The sequence below is a fragment of the Bradyrhizobium sp. 138 genome (genome assembly GCF_023074075.1).
Classification (GTDB): Bacteria; Pseudomonadota; Alphaproteobacteria; order Rhizobiales; family Xanthobacteraceae; genus Bradyrhizobium.
Window position 1 is genome coordinate 269,377 of sequence record NZ_JADPKT010000033.1, and the last position, 18,460, is coordinate 287,836.

13 protein-coding genes are annotated in these 18,460 nt (G+C 60.8%); 3 read left to right on the plus strand and 10 right to left on the minus strand.

The features are described from left to right. Window positions 1–115 precede the first annotated feature (115 nt). Both IVA79_RS16560 and IVA79_RS16565 read left to right on the plus strand, forming a co-directional pair. Window positions 116–1,084 carry a hypothetical protein gene (locus IVA79_RS16560; RefSeq protein ID WP_247554464.1) on the plus strand — a complete coding sequence of 323 codons (969 nt, stop codon included), beginning with the start codon at window positions 116–118 and terminating at the stop codon, window positions 1,082–1,084. Next, window positions 1,081–2,082 (plus strand): methionyl-tRNA formyltransferase, encoded by a 1,002-nt coding sequence (locus IVA79_RS16565; RefSeq protein WP_247554466.1) that lies wholly within the window; start codon window positions 1,081–1,083, stop codon window positions 2,080–2,082. The genes IVA79_RS16560 and IVA79_RS16565 overlap by 4 nt, the downstream gene beginning before the upstream one ends. A 47-nt stretch (window positions 2,083–2,129) precedes the next feature. Here the strand turns inward: IVA79_RS16565 and IVA79_RS16570 are convergent, their stop codons facing one another. The 10 genes from IVA79_RS16570 to IVA79_RS16615 all read right to left on the minus strand — a co-directional run bounded on the left by IVA79_RS16570 (window position 2,130) and on the right by IVA79_RS16615 (window position 16,940). Continuing rightward, window positions 2,130–2,744, minus strand: a complete 615-nt coding sequence (locus IVA79_RS16570) for a transglutaminase-like cysteine peptidase (protein ID WP_247554755.1) — start codon at window positions 2,742–2,744, stop codon at window positions 2,130–2,132. A gap of 646 nt (window positions 2,745–3,390) precedes the next feature. Next, complete coding sequence (locus IVA79_RS16575) at window positions 3,391–4,704, minus strand: HlyD family type I secretion periplasmic adaptor subunit (protein ID WP_247554468.1); 1,314 nt, start codon at window positions 4,702–4,704, stop codon at window positions 3,391–3,393. Continuing rightward, window positions 4,701–6,488: a type I secretion system permease/ATPase gene (locus IVA79_RS16580; RefSeq protein WP_247554470.1), complete on the minus strand. Its 1,788-nt coding sequence runs from the start codon at window positions 6,486–6,488 to the stop codon at window positions 4,701–4,703. The genes IVA79_RS16575 and IVA79_RS16580 overlap by 4 nt, the downstream gene beginning before the upstream one ends. A 242-nt stretch (window positions 6,489–6,730) precedes the next feature. After that, complete coding sequence (locus IVA79_RS16585; RefSeq protein ID WP_247554471.1) at window positions 6,731–9,316, minus strand: Ig-like domain-containing protein; 2,586 nt, start codon at window positions 9,314–9,316, stop codon at window positions 6,731–6,733. 620 nt (window positions 9,317–9,936) lie between these two features. Beyond that, entirely contained in the window at window positions 9,937–10,704 is a 768-nt protein-coding gene (locus IVA79_RS16590; protein ID WP_247554473.1) for a methyltransferase domain-containing protein, read from the minus strand. Then, complete coding sequence (locus IVA79_RS16595; RefSeq protein WP_247554475.1) at window positions 10,691–11,986, minus strand: hypothetical protein; 1,296 nt, start codon at window positions 11,984–11,986, stop codon at window positions 10,691–10,693. Before IVA79_RS16595 ends, IVA79_RS16590 begins: the two co-directional genes overlap by 14 nt. Window positions 11,987–12,065: 79 nt before the next feature. Further along, on the minus strand, window positions 12,066–13,061 hold the full coding sequence (locus IVA79_RS16600) for a right-handed parallel beta-helix repeat-containing protein (RefSeq protein ID WP_247554477.1): 996 nt from the start codon (window positions 13,059–13,061) through the stop codon (window positions 12,066–12,068). After that, window positions 13,058–14,062 carry a glycosyltransferase family 2 protein gene (locus IVA79_RS16605; protein WP_247554479.1) on the minus strand — a complete coding sequence of 335 codons (1,005 nt, stop codon included), beginning with the start codon at window positions 14,060–14,062 and terminating at the stop codon, window positions 13,058–13,060. The genes IVA79_RS16600 and IVA79_RS16605 overlap by 4 nt, the downstream gene beginning before the upstream one ends. Before the next feature lie 83 nt (window positions 14,063–14,145). After that, window positions 14,146–15,327, minus strand: a complete 1,182-nt coding sequence (locus IVA79_RS16610; RefSeq protein WP_247554481.1) for an acyltransferase — start codon at window positions 15,325–15,327, stop codon at window positions 14,146–14,148. Window positions 15,328–15,395: 68 nt separating this feature from the next. After that, window positions 15,396–16,940 (minus strand): class I SAM-dependent methyltransferase, encoded by a 1,545-nt coding sequence (locus IVA79_RS16615; RefSeq protein WP_247554483.1) that lies wholly within the window; start codon window positions 16,938–16,940, stop codon window positions 15,396–15,398. A gap of 180 nt (window positions 16,941–17,120) precedes the next feature. On the opposite strand from IVA79_RS16615, the gene IVA79_RS16620 reads away from it, so the two are divergent. Further along, the gene (locus IVA79_RS16620; RefSeq protein ID WP_247554485.1) at window positions 17,121–18,440 is read left to right on the plus strand and encodes a glycosyltransferase family 4 protein; all 1,320 of its coding nucleotides are present in this window, start codon (window positions 17,121–17,123) and stop codon (window positions 18,438–18,440) included. The last annotated feature ends 20 nt before the right edge of the window (window positions 18,441–18,460 follow it).

Below are 18,460 nucleotides of genomic sequence, written 5' to 3' on the forward strand. Positions count from 1 at the left end.
GCGGGACCCACCAATGACCGTGACCGGTACCTCAGTCGCGCAATTGCGATCTGGCGATGCGGATACGAGAGTTCTTTGCAGGCCAGGCTTCTCGCCTGTTCGGCTACGAATGCTGATGAAGCGCGCCCTCGCTGAGACCGGACTGGACCTATCGGGACTGACCGTGCTGACCGAAGCTGCGACTGGCGCGTATGCAGTCACCCCCGTCCTGGCTGCAATGGCCGGAGCCAAGCACGTCTACGCGTTCGCGAAACCTGGCCGTCATGGGACTGTGACCGATGCCAAACGGGCGACTTTCGAGATCGCAGCCCCCTTAGGCGTCGTTGACCGCATCGAGATTCTGGAAAAGGTCAGTCCCGAGGTGCTTCACAGCGCCGACATCGTGACCAACAGTGGCCACCTCCGTCCCCTCACAGCTGCGCTGATCGACCAACTGCGCGACGACACCGTGATTGCCTTGATGTTCGAGGCCTGGGAGTTTCGTCGCGAGGACCTGGATATCGAAGCCTGCGCACGGCGCAAAATCCCGGTGGTCGGCGTCAACGAGCGACACCCCGCCATCGACGTCTTCTCATTCCTTGGCCCACTCGCCGTGAAGCAGTTACACGATTGCGGGCTGGCGGTCCTCGGCAACAGCATCGGCCTGCTCTGCGACAATGACTTCCTTGCCCCGCTGCACACCGGGCTGGCAAGCCTGGGGGCGAACGTCAAGACCTTCGACAGCGTTGCGGCAGTCCATCCTGGCGCATGGGACGCCTTCGTTGTCGCCTTGCAGCCAACGGAGGCGCCGCGCGTCGGCCAAGCGGAGGCTGCGCATCTGGCCGCATGCGCGCCCGACGGCGCCGTTGTGGTGCAGTTCTGGGGCGACATCGATCGAGCCGTGCTGGCCGCCAATGGTCTTGCGGTCTGGCCCACACAATCGGTCGGACAGGGCCATATGGGCATTCTGCTGTCGGAGATTGGCCCCGAGCCGATCATACGATTGCAGACCGGCGGCTTGCGTGCGGCCGAGTGGGTCCGCCGAGGTGGTGCCGTCACAGAGGATGGTTTCGCCCAGCTCGTACCATGGCCGGAGGTGACATGACGGAGCGCCTGCAGCCCGATGTCGTACTCCTTGCGGACGGACCGACGGGCTTCGCGGCGCTTCGCTCGTTGGCTGCGCGCTGCCGCGTGCTCCAGATCTTCCGGAGACCGGACCAGCCCGACGCGAGCGCGTTGAGATCATTTGCCAACAACCGCGGCATCCCGGTCGCGGCGATGCAGGACTTGAACCAGCTTCAGAAGGTGATCGCAGAGCTGCGCCCGGCGGCCGTTGTGATCTCTTCGTTCGATCGGATCATCCCGCCGCAGATTCTCGCATTGTGTCGCTTCGTCAACGTGCACTATTCGCTTCTGCCGCATTATCGCGGCCGCGCCAACGTCAATTGGGCAGTCATCAACGGCGAGACGACCGCCGGGATCAGCATCCATCTCGTCATCCCAGAGCTTGATGGCGGCAATCTGCTGTTTCAGCAGGCCATTCCGATCGGCGCGAATGACACGGTCACCTCGCTCTACGAGCGCCTCAACGCGGTTCAGGAACGTGAGCTCGGCGAGGTCGTCGTACGAGCAATCACCGGCTACCAAGGCACTTCTCAAGAGACCGACAATGCCTCCTATGGCTGCGCCCGTGTTCCGGAAGATGGAGAGATCGACTGGCATCAGCCTACCGACACCATCGATCGGCTGATCCGTGGCTTAACACCGCCATTTCCCGGTGCCTTCACCCACCTTGACGGGCAGAGGCTCATCATCACCAGCGCGTCGCCGCGGCCTGATGCCCCCTGCTATATCGGCCGCGTACCAGGCCGGATCGTAGGACGGTCAGCTTCCGAAGGCTGGGTGGACGTGCTGACCGGCGACAGCGTCCTGCGCATTTTCAACGTCCTTCCTCCCAACTCCGAGCAACCATGTACTGCCGCTTCTGTCATCGGATCGACACGGGCTACCCTCGGGCTGTCGCGCCTTGATCTTCTTCGCCGGATCGTCGCGCTTGAAGACAGGCTCGCTTCGCTCGAGCAGCTCAAATGCTCTCACGAGTAGACGCAACCGCTTGGCCAAGGAAGGCTCAGGGCTTTCGCGCCAGTGCCTCACACCCCTTCTCGTCCAATCGTGAGCCATAGCCCGTCACGGCCCGGGCTTTGCACGCGAACCCAGCGGTAGGGCGTGCGCGACCAGGGCTTGACCTGTGGCGTGAGATTGTCGAGGACGAGATCGCCGCTTCTGGTACGTACGAGCAGCACCAGATGATGTTCACCGGAACTGACAACGACTTCGCTCAATAGCAGGACGCGCGCCGGCCAGCCGCGCCGAAGCAGCTCGTGGCGCTTGCTCACAGCGTAATCGTTGCAATCGCCACGAGCGGGGTTGATGATCCACGCCTCGCCCGCAAGACCGAGCTCGTTGCGGGCCGGCTCTATCGCCAGATTGACTGCGCGATTGATCTCCCACAATTCCGCCCATCGCTTCTCAGTCAACCGGATCGGCCCGCCGCGGAAGAAGCGCCGCGGGCGGCATTCGGCCTCATGGCGCAGGCAAAACACGGTGTAAGTGAGGGGCGGAAGAGCCGGACGCCCCAGCTCGATGTGCGCAGGGTCCGCTTGGGGGACCCTTGGAGCAGCCAGCAATGCCGCACCGGCCCATTGAACGCCCCCGAAGACGATCACGACGGCTGCCGCGATGACCCAGCCTGAGGCTCGTTGCATCTGCCGATCCTCCTGCGAATGCCATCGACGCGGACCTCGGCACCACGCCGCCGATCGGCCCAGATCACCGCTCATTATTTAATTTATATAATTATATTTAATCTGCGCGATTAAAACAATATTAATTATCGCATTAAAAAAGCGATGGACGGCTGCGCCGGCGACGCCCGCAAGCCGGAAGCGAGAATGGATCGAGAAAACCGGGCGAGATTGGCCCTTTTCCTGCAGGCACCGCGAAGCGCGATCTGAGGCAACCGGCGTGGCCACCCAGAGCGAGACGGACAGATAGTCCGGCCGCAGATTATTTTATTGATTTAATTACCCATCATGCTCAAATCGCAAATAAGCCCTCGCAGGCAGGACTGACTTCATATGCCAATTGAGCTGCTCGTCATTGTGGGAGCTGAAGCTTCAATCCTCGGCTTCGTCGTCGCGATGACCCTGCGCGCCAAGCGGATGGACGTGCTGAGCGGACGGTCGCTTGAACGCCCCGTAATCCCAGCACGGCGCGACAGACACTCACTGCGGCCGATCGGTCGACGGGCGCGCGATCTACTGCGGGGTTGGGCGCAGCAACGCTGACGCCCAGGTGTAGGGCGCCAGCCCGCGCGTTTCGTCAAGCGCTGCTCACAGTTTGCACCGAGACTCAGCGCTCCTTGAATGCACGCTCCGCCTGATCGTGCAGCGGCTTGAGCAGGTAAGACAGCGCGGTCCGGCCAGCCGTCTTGATGAAGACCTCGACCGGCATTCCTGGCAGCAGCTTGGCCGAGCCGAGCTTCGCCAGCTCCTCCGGCTTCAGCAGGATGCGGCCCGTGTAGTAACTCGTGCCCGCGCGCTGATCCTGCGTGATATCTGCCGAGACCATGCTGACCTCTCCGTCAATCTCCGGAGTGGTCTTCTGGTTAAACGCTGCGAAACGCATTGTCGCGGTCTGCCCCACATAGACCTGGTCGATGTCGCGCGGTGCAATCTTGACCTCGACGGCAAGCGAGTCCGCGTCAGGCACGATCAGCATGATCTGCTCGCCGGGTGAGATGACCCCGCCGACCGTGTGGACGCTAAGCTCGTGGACGCGGCCGGTCTGTGGCGCCCTGATATCGATCCTATGCAATTGATCGACCGCCGCAGTCTTGCGCTCGCCCAGTTCGGAGAGTTTAGAGCGCGTTTCGATCAGGTCCTTGCCGACTTCTGTCCGCAGGTCCTGGTCGATCTGAATGATCTGGAGGCCGATTTCGGAGATCTTGCCTTTCGATTGCGCAATCATGCCGGCCAATTGGCTGCGCTCGCCTTCGATGCGCGCAGAGTCGCGCTCGAGGGAATTAAGCCGGGTGATCGGCACCAGATTCTTCTGCCAGAGGCTGCGCACGCCCTCCAGCTCCTGGCGGATGAATTCGACTTCCTTCTGCTTGGCCTCGGTCTGCCCCGTATAGCCCTTGATTTCGTTCTCCAGCTGCGCGCTTTTCTCTTGCAACTGCGCTTTTTGGCCGCTCCTTGCCTGACGACGAAGGTCGAACAGCTTCCGCTCCGCAGTGATTGCACGGCTCGCCTCGGAGTTGCTCTCCTTGGCTCGGTCGAGCAGCACCCTGGGAAACACCACTTGCTCGGCACCATCGCGCTCGGCCTCGAGACGAGCCTGACGCGCGAGCAGCTCATCGATGCTGTTGGTGACGATGGTCGCATTGGCGAGCGTCTGAGTCTCGTCGAGGCGGATCAAAACGTCGCCTGCATTGACCCGATCGCCCTGGCGCACGCGCAACTCGCCCACGATCCCGCCCGTGGCGTGCTGAACTTTCTTGACGCTCGAGTCCACCACGACCACGCCCTGGGCGATCACCGCGCCCGACAACTGGCTCGTTGTCGCCCAACCGCCGATCCCAAATGTCACCAGACCGAACATGATCATACCCACGATCATGTAACGCTGGATGGACTGCATCGCCGGCGCCACCTGGCCGTTCATCGGTTGCCTCCTTGAGCTTCCGCTACCACCTTGAGTGGCACGGGACTTCGCAATACTTTCTTCAGGACTTCCTCTCTCTTGCCGAAGGACTGAACTCTGCCTTCCCCGAGGCACAAGACATGATCGACGGCTTCAAGCGCCTTCGGACGATGGGCAACAACGACGACAATCCCGCCGCGGCGGCGCACGTTCAGGATCGCCTCGGTTAGTGCCTCCTCCCCCTCAGCATCGAGATTGGAAGACGGCTCATCGAGCACGACAAGGAACGGTTTTCCGTAGAAGGCACGTGCGAGCCCGATGCGCTGCCGCTGCCCCGCCGACAGCGCCAATCCTCCCTCGCCGATTTTCGTGCCGTAGCCATCCGGAAACGAGAGGATAAGATCGTGCGCGCCCGCGGCATGTGCGGCCTCCAGAACAGCGGCGGCCGTCGCCTGCGGATCGAACCGCGCAATGTTCATCGCAACGCTGCCGTCGAACAATTCCACGTCCTGAGGCAGGTATCCGATGTGCTTGCCGAGGGCGTCAGAGGACCACTGATCGAGTGCGGCGTTGTCCAGCCGTATCCGGCCTCGAATGCCCGGCCACACCCCAACCAGCGCACGTGCCAGCGTCGATTTGCCGGACCCGCTCGGCCCAATGATTCCAACTGCCTGCCCGCGCCGCAATTGGAACGACACGTCGTTGACGGTGGGCCGCTCCGAGTTCGGGGCGCCGATAAAGAGATGCTCGACGGTGAGAGCTTCAACAGGAGGAGGCAATGCCAGCCGTTCTTCCTCGCTGGGGAGAAGCTTCAGCAAAGCATCGAGTCGTTGTCCCGACTGCCGCGCAGCGACGAACCCTTTCCAGTTCGCAATGGCGAGTTCGACGGGCGCCAAGGCCCGCGCACTGAGGATCGATCCGGCGATGATGATGCCGGCCGTCGATTCCTGGTTGATGACAAGGACTGCGCCAACGGCAAGAACCAGCGACTGCAGGATTGCCCGGAAGATCTTGGAGGCGCCTCCGAGGCCGTTTGCTACATCGCTGGCCCTCTCATGAGCCGCGAGGTACTTCGCGTTGACATCGCGCCACCGCAACGCCGCCTGCTGCCGCATGCCCATGGCCTGCAGAACCTCGGCATTTCGTCGGCCCTCGAGCGCGAGTGCCGTTCGCGACACTGCAAGACGGGAGGACGCCTTGGCCGGCCCCCGCGTCCGGGTTTCTGTAAGCACGGTAATGCCGATCAACACCAACGCGCCAGCCAGCGCAGTGACGCCAATCCAGAAGTGAAAGAGGAAGCAAACGCCGAGATAGATCGGCATCCACGGTAGATCGAAGAGCGCCGTCGGCCCCCCGCTCGATAGAAAGCTGCGGACCTGATCAAGATCCCGCACCGGCTGCAAGCCGTCGCCATCGGCCCTGGTCTTCAAAGGCAGACGAACGAGCGCGTCGAATATGCGAATGCCGAGCCTTTCATCGAAATAGCGGCCGACCCGCGCGCTGATCCTGCTTCTGACGAAGTCGAGCCCACCCTGAAACAGGTAGAGGACCGCGGCCAGGACCATCAAGGCGATCAGCGTCGGTATGCTGCGCCCGGGCAGCACCCGATCATAGACTTGCAGCATGAAGAAGGAGCCGGTGAGCATGAGGAGATTGCTCATCCCGCTGAAGGCCGCGAGCGCCCAGAAAATCCGGCGGCAAGACCGCAGGAAAGCCGACATCTCTGACTGCGGCTCCTCATAGTTCTCCGCCGGCCGGAAGCGAGCGACGAAGATCCGCTGCCGCAGGGCGTCAACCCAGCGCATTGCCCAGCCGACTAGCCGCGACGTCGGCCGTTCGGCATCGTTCGCCAGCTGGCGCCCGGACGACCATAGTCCTGATAAATGCACAAGGGGAATTCGAGAAAGATTCGCAGGCGGGGGGATCACCCCCCGCCGTCCAATATCAGTCATGGCGCCTGCCCTTTAGTGATGCCTTTGTCGGGGGATCCCCAAGCGATCCCCCGAGGCAGTTGTTGAGTACCAGCTCGTGCTAGCTGACCCGTCTCCTACGCGAAGTGGAAGTCGTGGCTGTTCAGCTTGTCGAGCTGCGTATTCTTCAGCGTGAGCGTGTCGCTCCCCGTCGCGATAACGACGTCGTGGCCTGACTGGGCCGCGTGGGAGAGAACGCTCGCAAAGCTGTCGAACACGCTCTTGCTGAACTCGATCGTGTCGTGAGACGGTCCGCGGGCCGCGAAGTCCTTGATGACGTCCTGCCCGAAGTTCGACGCAAACTGGAACGTATCCGCCCCCGCTTTGCCAACCATGACATCGTTGCCGGCGGTGCCGGTCAGCGTGTCGCTGCGGCCCGTGCCGATGATCGCCTCGCCTGAGCTGGTTCCGACCACTTGGCCTGTGGTGTCGACCTGCTCCGCGGTAAAGGCGTGGCTCTTGCCCGACAGGTCGGAGGTCTGGAAGCTCCACTTGCCGTCGGCACCCGTCGTGGCCGAACCGACCGAGGTCGTGCCGTCAAGCAGCTTGACCTCGCTGTTCGGATCGGCAGTGCCCTTGATCGTTGCCGTGTGATCCCAATGCTGACGCACATTGGTGACTTCCACCGTTGAGGTGCCGCTGCCGCTGTGCGAGCCAATGGGCGGATCAATCGGTTGCGACAAGGCGCTGGTGTTGCCGGCCGCGTCGGTGGCCGTGGCAGTGAAGGTGTGGGACCCGTGCTTGAGATTCGGGGTCGTCACGCTCCAGTCGCCGTCACTTGCGACGGTCGTCGTGCCGAGCAGGGTCGTGCCCTCATAGAGCTTGATCGAGCTCCCCGCTTCCGCCGTGCCGGATACCGTTGCGCGGTTATGTGTGGTGGGATCGCTCAACAGGACGGGAGCATCGGGGGCAGCGGCATCCACCGTGACATCCAACGCAGTCGATGCCTTGCTGGTGACGCCAGAGACCGTGTCGGTTGCGGTGAAGCTGTGCTTGCCGTCAGGCAGCGCGACGGTCGTGTAGTGCCACGCTCCGCTCGCATCCGCAGTGACGGTGCCGAGCTGGGTCGTGCCGTCGAGTACTTTGACCATGCTGTTGGCAGCTGCGGTCCCCGCCAGGGTCACCGTCTTGTCGCTCGTGATGTGGTCACCGGCGATACCGGTATCGTTGGAGAACGAGGCGATCTTCGGCGCGGCAGGCGCAGTGGTGCCGGTGCCCGATGTGCCCGTGCCGGTGGTACCTGTACCCGATGTACCCGAACCGGACGTGCCGGAACCTGTGGAGCCCGTCGTCGTTCCAGAGCCAATGACGGGATCGACAGCCGTCGACGCAGCGCTGACGTTGCCGGCAACGTCAGTCGCCTTTGCCGTCAGGACGTGCGAACCGACCGACAATGCGGATGTCGTAGCGCTCCACGCGCCGCTCGAATTGGTTGTCGCCGTCCCGACCTGGGTCGTTCCGTCAAACACCTTGATTGCGCTGTTCGCTTCAGCGGTCCCCGACAGAACGACCTGATTGGCAGAGTTGACGGTGTCGTTCGCAATCGTCGGTGCAGCTGGCGCCTTGGTGTCGACGGTGACTGCCACCGCAGCCGATGCCACGCTGGTCTGCCCCGACGAGTTGGTCGCGGTCGCCGTCAGCGTATGCTTCGCATCGGTCAAGACCTTGGTGATGTAGTCCCAGCTTCCGGTCGACGTCGCAGTCGCGGTACCGATCTGCGTCGAACCGTCATAGACCTTCACGGTGCTGCCAGCCGCGGCGGTGCCGTGCAGGGTGATCTGGCTGGCGTCAGTGATGCCGTCGCCAGTCTTGCCCGTATCGGGTGACCAGGATGCGATCGTCGGCGCTGCCGGGACTTCGGGCGTTGCGGGAGGCATCGTCGGTGAGGTCGTGGTCGTACCGCTGTTTGCCGACGTGTTGAGCGTCGACGCCAACTGCGCGCCGTCCGTGTAATTCCCGGAGAACACCGAATTGTTTCCGCGGATCAACGCGTCACCGTATTGCGCGCCGCCAATGTGATTGTTGGTGAACGACACACCGGTGATCGAGGCAGTACCCAGATTGGAGTCGGCGTATACGGTGTAGGCGCCACCGGTCAGCAGGTTATTGGTGACCGTGACATTCGAGACCGGCCCGAAGTCGTTGTCGATCATCACCGCCGAGGTCCACCCCCACTGGTTGATGATCGAGTTGCCGCTGATCTGAATGTTGGAGAGGCCTCCGTCGATCTGGATGCCGTCATAGTGAGGCGATCCGCCTGCCTGGAGATCGTGAATGTAGTTGCCCTGGATGACGGAGTTGCTACCCGGAACGATACCATTCTCGACATTGAAGATGTTGTTGCCGATGAACGTGCCGCTTCCCATGATGCCCTGATTACCAGTGCCATCCGGTGCGCGACCGGTGCCATCGATAGTGCAATTCTGGACCACCGCTCCCGAGACTCCGGAATCAATCGTCACCCCAGCCCAACCGCCGGATGTGATCTTGCAGTTCTCAAGAGTCACATTGTCCGCCTTGATGTAGACGCTGCCGGTGATGTTCAGTCCGGAAACCACCGCTCCCGCCTGCGTGATGACCACATCTCCAGAAGGAGTGAGCGTTACCCCCGCCGGCACCCCGGTGTTCGTCGCGTCAGGCCATGCGTTCGTTGTCGTTGCCAAAATAGTTTCTCCGTCTTCTCTGTATTATCCCCGTTAATTAACACCAGCGCATATTGCGAGTTTGCGCTCTCGATTTAATCGCGATCGCGTCGCGCCAGGTGCCGTGCTTGCGCGGCGTTAGTGGTCGTCTGCAGACGGCCTTTTTTTGACGAGACCACGGCTCCGCCAAGGTCATTTCGCCGCAAGCGATGCCAGATTCCTGTTTCCGGAAATACAGCGAAGAAATCTACCTTACGGAAATTAAACGCGATTTCGTTTCAGCTGCGATCAAACGACGGAAAAATATGCGTGCGCCACACTTCACAGAAAAATTCTTTCAAGTTCATCGATCGCAACGGTCGAGCGGCTCCGAGATCGACTCCCGCTCAACGTTGATGCACATTAAATAAACCAACGAATGTATAATCATCGAAGACTGCGCATTATTAAATTCGACTCGCAAATGCCTTCTGCAGCAGACTGCAGCGCGACAGTCGGTTCGAATTTGCCGTGCTGCTTCGTTGGCTGAGATGCGCGCCTACCGACGGCGCCAGACACGATGCGGGATGACTGGTGAATGGGCTTGAGTGACAAAGCGGAGCGGCCTGACTTCACCAGGCAACGTCGAAGCACCGCCTGATCTAAGTCTTCCGGCACAAAAATACTTTTTCACCGCGGATGAGGCCATATTGCGCAACTTGCGGCTCGACCGCCGTATACTCGTCGACGACGAAGCCCGCACGTTCGAGCCGGCGCCGGAAATCACGACCGAAGAAGCGGACGTGATCATGCTGGTTGAAATACAGTATGCGATCTTCTTCTGTTTTTTGCCTCGACCGATCCTCGAACGTTTCTTGCCACCCCTCAATAAGCGGAATCATGGCGATCAGCGTCCCGCCGTTACGCAAGATCCGAAAGAGCTCGGGCATGGCCAGGCGATCGTTCACGTGCTCGAGGATATGACAGCAGATGATCAGATCGAACCTGTCATTTTCGAGGTCTATCTTTTCGATATTGACGTCGAGATCAGCGCCTTTTCCTCCGAACTCGCAGGTGACGTAACTGCGCGGCGCTCTCGCCTTGATATAGCCCGTGAGCCCCTTTTCAGGCGCGAAGTGGAGTACGTCCTTCCCCGTAAACAGGCTCTGCTCGGCGTCGCAGAGCGCCAACAACCGGTGCCGCTCGTGCGACAGACAATTCGGACAGAGCGAGTCGAAGTTGATTCCCAATGCTAGCGGATTTGCGTACGCGAAAAATCGGCCTCGATATCCACATACCGAGCAGGTTCTCTCAAATCGTCCGAACAGGAAACGGATCGTCCGAAGCCCGCTGCGTAGTGACCAGACATAAGGTCGCAAACGTCCCTTGATGCCGCCGATCGACGATGATGCCACGTCAAAATTGCCCATCTTGCGCTCCCGACATCTGCCATTCCCTGAGCGAAGCACGCACACCGATGCAAACGCCCCAAAACGTCCACATGTAGTTCCAGAAATGCACCGTCAAACCGGTGAACAGGAAGACGATGCAGGCTATCGTAAATCCCGTCTGAATCTTAGTTGGACGGCACCCGGGCACTGGCAATACCGCCGAGAGATTCAAAACGATCAGCAGGATGGTGACCGGTACGCCGTAATGAAGGCTCGTGACGAGCCACACGCTGTCGACGGTCCGGTCGAGTAGATAATAGCCGAACGTCACGAATCCGGCTCCCGTGAGGGGCGACTGCCAGACCTGCGCCGAGACGGCGTCCCAGATCATGAGGCGATAGAAACCCGTTTGAGGCTCCAGGGTTGCGTGTGACAGCAGCCAGCTGAGAGGGTTGTTTGTCATAATGGTGATGGCCACCAGGAACGTGCCCGCCCCGGTCCAAAGGAGATGCCATCGCCAGGGGAAGCGACACAACAACCGGTCGTAGGCGCAGCTCGACATGACGAGGACCATTCCCATGACGGCTGCCGAAGATAGCGACAGCATTCCGCCGAAGAAGCACAGACAGGCCCACGACAGCCGCTTGATGGCGCTTGTCGCCGAGCACAGCACGATGGCAGCAGCCAGCGAACAGAACACGCCATAGAGAATAGGATGATCGAATGTCGATATTGCGCGTCGCAAACCTGCTCGTACTCCATCTGCGCTCGACGTGCCGTCGTCCACGAACGCCTCAGGCTGCGGCATGAGTGCCGCCATGATCTCGCGGATGATCCAATGCCCCGTCAACACGTCCGCCAACGCAACGCATATCGCAATCGCCGTGAATGTCTTGATCAGACGAATGAACCGCTGGACCGCTGACGGCTGCAGAACGAAGGCTCGCGCGACAAAATATGCTCCGACAAAATCGAGGGCCTCTGCAACAGCGGAAAACGCCGATTGCGGTCCGGCGGCATAACCGGCCGCTCCCACCATGGCGAGCGCAAGCGTCCCCGCGAGCCCGTCCGACAGCAAGAGCCGCCGGCTTGGCTGCAATAGCCGCGCAACCGCCGGCAACAGCAGGACTACGATGCTTATCCTGGTCGGCGTCAGCTTTGCCCCTGCGATCAGCACCTGCAGGCTCGACGGCAACACGATGCCCATCAGAAGGAGCGGGACGGCCAGACTGGCGCGTTGGCGAATTGTCGATTGGAATCCGGCCGCCGTCCCGCGAATACGCGGCTGCCCCGCGAGGAGAGCGCCGCCAGGATAGCTCATGAGGCGGTCTCCCTGGACAGGCCGGACCGGGCCATTAGATCCGACAAGCGTTTCAGTTGGTGCGGAGCGCGCTGGGGCTTCATCTGATTGCCTCCTGCGTCGCGACGCCGCCAAAGTTCAGATTGCGGACCAGGCGCCAGCCGTCGGTCGCATTTCTGAGATAAGTGGGCCGGTTTCGCCGAAACAGGGTGGGTCCATACTGCCCGGAACCGATGTGGTTGTCGGTGATCGACACTCCCGAGATCGGATTGTCGTTGAACTTCGCGTCCGAATAGACCGTATAGCTACCGCCTGCGAGAAGATTGCCTTCGATGACGATGTTGGAGACAGGGCCAAACTCGTTGTCGATCATGATGGCGCCGGCCGCGCCGTGAGAATTGATGATCGTGTTGTGCCGGATGACCGTGTCCGAGATGCCGCCATCGATCTGGATGCCATCGTAGTGTGGCGCCCCCCCAGCGTTGAGATCGTGAATAAAATTATCTTCGATCAGATTGCCCTTCCCGGTCAGCACGATGCCGTTTTCGACGTTCGAGATGTTGTTGCGCTGGAACGTGCCCTGTCCCATGATCCCCTGGTTGCCATTGCCGTCGGGACCAGCACCCTGGCCGTCGATCGTGCAATCCCTGACGACAACTCCTGTCCGGTGCGGATCGATCTTGATAACGGCCCAAGCGCTGGCCGAGATGCGGGACATCTCGATGGTCACGTTGTCGGCGTTGACGACGACTCCGCCCTGAATGTCCAGTCCCGAAATCGCCGTGCCGGCAATGGCAATCGTGAGCGGTCCTGACGGCTTCAACACGAGATCACGAGGCGGCCCCGTGTTGCTTGCGTCGGGCCATTGGGAGGCGAACGCCGACTTAGGCGGGCTGTTCGGTTCAGCCGCCACAGCCGCCGGAATTTGGAGCGCTGCGACCGCAGCCGCTACACGGACAGCATCGAGCAGACTTCCGCCCCAGCGGCGCTTGCAGCCCGGCGCAAGCCCGCCGGCTTTTCGCCAATTCCGCGCCCGTCCCGCCACGTTGTCTGATCTCATCGCTCTCTTCTCGCCGGAAACAGCCCGACGCCTCATGCCGGCCCGACTCTCTGCGCCTCGTAACCGCCGACCCACTCTCGCCGGCGCTTCCAGACAGCTTCCCAGTACGCCGCATTCTCTTGCCATTCGGCGTTCCGAGCCAGGGCGGCTGCCGTGCCGTACCCGCACCAGCGTGTGAGCGGCACGATCCGGTGCAGCGCCTGTCCGATCGTTCGCGCCGGCCAGCCGAAATGTCGGTTGATCAAGGTGATTCTTCCCTTAAATACCTTCACCCTCTTGTCGACAGGCACGACGTCCGATGCCCCGCCATAGTGGACGATGGTCGCCTCAGGCGTGACCGCGGGACGCGCACCAAGCGATCGTGCGCGATGGCAAAGGTCCGCTTCCTCTCCGTACATGAAGAACGTGGGGTCGAACCCGCCGAGCCTCTCCCACAGCAGTCGGTCGATCAGCAGAAAGCAACCGGTAACGATGTCGACATGCCGCGCGGTATCTCGGTCCCATCCGCCATAGGCCTCGGAATTGAAAATCGGATTCCGACGACCGAAATAGGTGAGCCCCAGCGCGAAGCACAACAAGTTCCACAAACTGATTCTTCGAAAGCACGAGGTGCGATTGAGGCTGCCGTCCGGAAACACTGTGCGTCCGCCCCAGACGTGAAATGACGAATTTGCGTCGGCGAACTCCGACAGACGATCAATCGCGCCGTCGAGAATGATGGTGTCTGGATTGAGCAGAAGCAATCGTCGGCCCCGCGCTTGTTTTGCGGCCAAATTGTTGGCGCGTGCAAAGCCGATGTTGTCATTTAGGGCAATCAGCCTAAAGTCAGGGAATTGGCGGGCAATTGCGGCAGCTGACTGGTCGGAGGAGTTGTTGTCGACGACGATGACCTCATATCTCGTGCCCATCGTCTCGGCGGCGATCGATGCCAAACAGTCGAGCGTCATATCGCGGGTATTGTAGCTCACAACAATGATGGAGAGGTCCAGCTGCCGATCCGAGTCAGGACCTTCGTCATCATGGTACGCGTTGCTCATAGCGACTCTGCTCCATTCGAAGACACTGCGGCCCACTCGTCGCGCTATCAACCTCGAACCCTAGCTAAGATGCTGGTGTCGTCTCACTCCGCTGCACCAGCCTCGATTGTTCCTGTCAGATTGTTACTCGACTCATCACAGCGCGCGACGGCCTGACTCTCAACGCCCCCTCGGCTGCCTAGACGTGCAAAGTGCGACGACACCCAACGCGAAACCCACGCCTTTTGCTTCAGCGCCGGCGCTTCGACATATCGCCAGGAGGCGTACGCCAGAACCAGAGTTACGGATCCCGCCAGCAAGGCCAAGGGCCAACCGGTCGTGAGATCGAACAGCGTCAGAAATGCCAATATGACCGGCGAATGGATCAGGTATACGCCATAGGACAGATCGTGCTTGAGAGGCACTCGACTGGCGGCCTCGGAGAGCCCGAGATAGACCACGACGTAGGGTATACACAGCGGCAGCGCTACCGCCCCAATCCCGCCCGCAAGACCGATCAGCGCGACCCCCACGGCGACGCCGGCCCCGATTCCGGAGAACGGTATACTTTCACGGTAGAGGTAGAGGCTCGTGCCAGCGATGAAGTAGACGAAGAGACCAATAAAATCCAAAAGCCGCTGCGGACAGGCCGCATGCAGCGATGGCGAGAGCGCCAACCCTACATAGACGAGGTAGACCAGTGCGAAACTGATTATCGTCAGCACACGTCGGCGGAGAAAGCCCGCCACGCTCATCACCGCCAGCACCGCATAGGCCCAGACTTCGATATTGAGCGTCCATAGCGGTCCATTGACCTGTACTTCGTATCCATGCCGCACCACGCCTGGGAGGTAGTGCGACATCAGCGTGACGGCGTTCTTCAGATAGAGGTAAAGCTCGGCGCTGCCGAAATAGTCTGCTAGTGAATATGTCGTCAGGGCCGGTCCCAACACGAACATCGACGCGATGACCACGACGAACAGCGCCGGCAGGATACGCAACGCTCTATTTACGCCGAACCGAACGAGATCGCCGGACCGGGCCAGGCCGGGTGCCAGCAGGAAACCGCTGACACAGAAGAAAATGATGACTGCAAACAGGCCGAGCTGGATGAACCCGCCGCTGAACCGGTAGAGGATGTCGTTGACTCCCCACCATGCATGGTGACCGACCACCGTGAGTGCGGCCACAAGCCGGATCTGATCAAAACCGGGGCCTCTGGCTGAAAGGACGGAGAGCCGATCGCCGATCGTCGTCCCGGTTGAAATCATCGATTTCTCATGCAAATGATCTTTCCGCCGTTTCAATATTATATATTATTAAAATGCCAAGGCAATTAAATACGACATGCATATTAATCGGAACGCACCTCGACGGCCGAGCCATTTGGTTCAGATGAGGCCGCCCATTCGGCTATCCTGTCGTCGTTTGGCTTTCCTCCGGAGACGGTCGCGATGATCGAGGCCGAAAGCCCGAGCGAAAGAGACCGCGGCGCGAACTCGCTCAGCCAGGAGGTCATGCCAAACAGTCCATCGCCAGGATCCGCCGGAATTCCGAGCATCGTTTCGATTCGCAGGCCTGACTCGACGCACCAGCTCGCCAGCTTGCGCGCCGAAGCGAAATGAACGCCCGCAGCCTCGTAGCCGCTGGAGCGCCCGGACTGGAGACTCGCCCTGAGATAGGACCGGACCCCCCTTGGGGACAGCGTGTTGGGGATCTGGATCACTGCTATCGAGCGCTCGTGCATGAACGATCGCAGCCTCAGAAGCAGCTTTCGCGGATCCGGAGCAAGGTGCAACAAGTTGAGACATAGAACGCAGTCGTAGGCGGCGCGATTGGAGCCGATATCGTCCAGATCGGTGTAGATCATCTCGATCCCATCCCCGGCGGGACCGGCTGCGATCACTGGGTCGAGCGGAATTGCCGTGACGTGCAGACCTCGCGCCTGCAGCCGCTTCTCCGTCTTACCCGATCCACAACCGATCGAAAGCACGCTGCGCGCCGATGCCGGCACGAGCGCGATCGTCGCCTCGGATTCAGGTTCATAATAGTCCTTGGAAAAACTCGCGCGACGAAGGCGCGTCTCCGTTGGAAGCAACGAGTAGGGCGAGCGACGACCGTCCGCGATTTGCAGCAGAATCGCCTTTTGCCTGCCAAGTTCCTCGTCCCCGATCCCCATCCGGCCGACGTACCGGTTGGTGAGGTGATGCACGGTGAAATCCTGCAGGTGGGAGACTGGCACCAGTTTCCTCAAACCACATTGGGTGTATGGATCCGTCGCGGCCGTACAAGCCAGATCATACTTGCCCTGGTGCGGAGCCACTTCGAAGCCGCCCGAATGCAGGGCGTTGGCGAGCTGCTCCCGTGTAAGAACGAAACAAGCAGCGTGCTCATTGGTGAAATGCGCCAGAGTATAGTCGCCACGCCGCCTGACCGATGAGGGATCCCAGTGAAAGTGCGCGTGAATATCAGGGTAGTTAAGCTCACCGTCTTCGCCGAATTCGACCCGCAGAAACCCAGCGACTTCGTCAGGAGGTAGAAACGACGTTACCTCCAGCCAGGCGCGGATGTTCCTCTCGGTGATCAGAATGTCGTCTTCGGAGTAGATGAACAGATCGTATTGGTCACGACGTTCCGCGAACAGTTTCTTATGCGCGAACGGCAGGGACCACGGGTTCCTGGCGGGCATGCCAACAATGCATTCCACCCCGGATTTAGCGCTCTTATCGATGTTCGACAACACAACGACATCAATGGCGAGGGACATCGACTCGTATTCTCTAGTGACTCTCTCGAGATAGCCGTCATTCGAGGTTCCATAGCTTGCAATCGCGACCAGTACGTGAGGCAGCCGACGGCTGTCCTGGCGCGTCACATGCTGGGCAGCATGCTCGTTCATCGCATCGGGATCCCGGTGAGGGGCATTATGCGGGTCTCGCGTTTAAATCCGCTCAGAGTATATAACCAAATCGGGATTGGTCGACATTTATTATGATTTAAATTTTTATTATACCGCGATATGGTCCTCAGGAGCAGGTTGGTCTCGGCGTTTGGCGCGACACCCGGAGAATCCCATCGCATGAAGGTGCTGGTCTATCCCCATTCCATGGAACTGGGAGGGTCGCAGCTCAACGCAGTTCAGCTTGCCGAGGCGGTTCGAGACCTCGGTCACGATGTTACCGTGGCATCCGAGACCGGCCCGCTGCTGGACAGGGTAAAGGACACGGGTCTCAGGCACATTGAGATTCCCCGGCACCGAGCCCGCCCCTCGCCCCGTGTTGGCCAGATGCTCCGCAGCATCGTCAACGAACGCTCCGTAGACGTGGTGCACGGTCATGAATGGCCCCCCATTGTCGAAGCTTTTCTGAGCGTTGGGCTATCGACCAGGGCTGCCGTCGTGGGAACGGTCATGTCGATGTCGGTTCCGGCGTTCCTGCCGCGCAGCGTTCCTCTGACCGTGGGCACCGAAATGATCCATCGAGCTGCGATCGCTGCAGGACATCAGGATGTTACCTTGCTCGAGCCGCCAGTCGATACGAAGTCAGACCATCCCCTCGTCGACGGCACGAACTTTCGCGCGGCTCAGAATATTTGTCCGGACGAGGTCGTCATTGCGATGGTCTGCCGGCTTGTGCCGAACCTTAAACTGGAGGGCCTGCTATCGGCGTGCGATGCCGTCGGCGAAATAGCACTCGGCGGCCCGCCAGTGCGGCTGCTGATCATTGGTGATGGGCCGGCGAGACCGAGCGTCGAAGCGCGGGCAGCCAGAACCAACTCGCTGGTCGGCCGGAACGCCGTCATATTGGCGGGAGAGATGTCCGATCCGCGCCCTGGCTATGCTGCCGCGGACGTCATCATTGGCCAAGGTGGTTCGGCGCTGCGCGGGATGGCCTTTGGCAAGCCGCTGGTGGTGGTAGGCGAGGACGGGTTCAGTGAGCTGTTGACGCCCGAGAGCGCGCCGACCTTCTTGCAACAGGGCTGGTATGGATTGGGCAACGGCTCGCGCGGAGCCGGTGCCAGTGCGCTTCGCTCGGCTCTTGAGACCATCCTCGCCTCCGCATCGCTCCGTCAGGAGCTTGGCGGATTCGGCCGGCGACTGGTGGAACACCGCTTCAGCCTCGCGCACGCGGCGAAGGCGATAGAGCAAACCTATCTGCATGCCCTGCGCAGCAAGCCCTCAACCAGGCAACAATTGGCAGATGCCGGCCGATGCGCAGCCAACCTTGCTCACTACAAGGTGCAGAGGAAATACCAGCGTTGGATGGGTTTGGCTTCCGCCGAAGACGACAACGATCGGGCGCGAATCTCCGCGGTGCTGTCCGCCAAGACGAAAGCATCTCGATCAGACAGAGTCGCGCCAGATCCGGCTCATAAGATATCCCGGCAAACCGACCCTTGACCCGGATCGGCACGGTCGGT

Bases quoted from the DNA above. Each gene is read 5' to 3' on its own strand.
- IVA79_RS16615 (WP_247554483.1), bottom strand. From the start codon at position 16,940: ATGAACGAGCATGCTGCCCAGCATGTGACGCGCCAGGACAGCCGTCGG.
- IVA79_RS16560 (WP_247554464.1), top strand. From the start codon at position 116: ATGAAGCGCGCCCTCGCTGAGACCGGACTGGACCTATCGGGACTGACC.
- IVA79_RS16565 (WP_247554466.1), top strand. From the start codon at position 1,081: ATGACGGAGCGCCTGCAGCCCGATGTCGTACTCCTTGCGGACGGACCG.
- IVA79_RS16620 (WP_247554485.1), top strand. From the start codon at position 17,121: ATGAAGGTGCTGGTCTATCCCCATTCCATGGAACTGGGAGGGTCGCAG.
- IVA79_RS16590 (WP_247554473.1), bottom strand. From the start codon at position 10,704: ATGGGCAATTTTGACGTGGCATCATCGTCGATCGGCGGCATCAAGGGA.
- IVA79_RS16600 (WP_247554477.1), bottom strand. From the start codon at position 13,061: ATGAGGCGTCGGGCTGTTTCCGGCGAGAAGAGAGCGATGAGATCAGAC.
- IVA79_RS16580 (WP_247554470.1), bottom strand. From the start codon at position 6,488: ATGCGCTGGGTTGACGCCCTGCGGCAGCGGATCTTCGTCGCTCGCTTC.
- IVA79_RS16575 (WP_247554468.1), bottom strand. From the start codon at position 4,704: ATGAACGGCCAGGTGGCGCCGGCGATGCAGTCCATCCAGCGTTACATG.
- IVA79_RS16570 (WP_247554755.1), bottom strand. From the start codon at position 2,744: ATGCAACGAGCCTCAGGCTGGGTCATCGCGGCAGCCGTCGTGATCGTC.
- IVA79_RS16595 (WP_247554475.1), bottom strand. From the start codon at position 11,986: ATGAGCTATCCTGGCGGCGCTCTCCTCGCGGGGCAGCCGCGTATTCGC.
- IVA79_RS16605 (WP_247554479.1), bottom strand. From the start codon at position 14,062: ATGAGCAACGCGTACCATGATGACGAAGGTCCTGACTCGGATCGGCAG.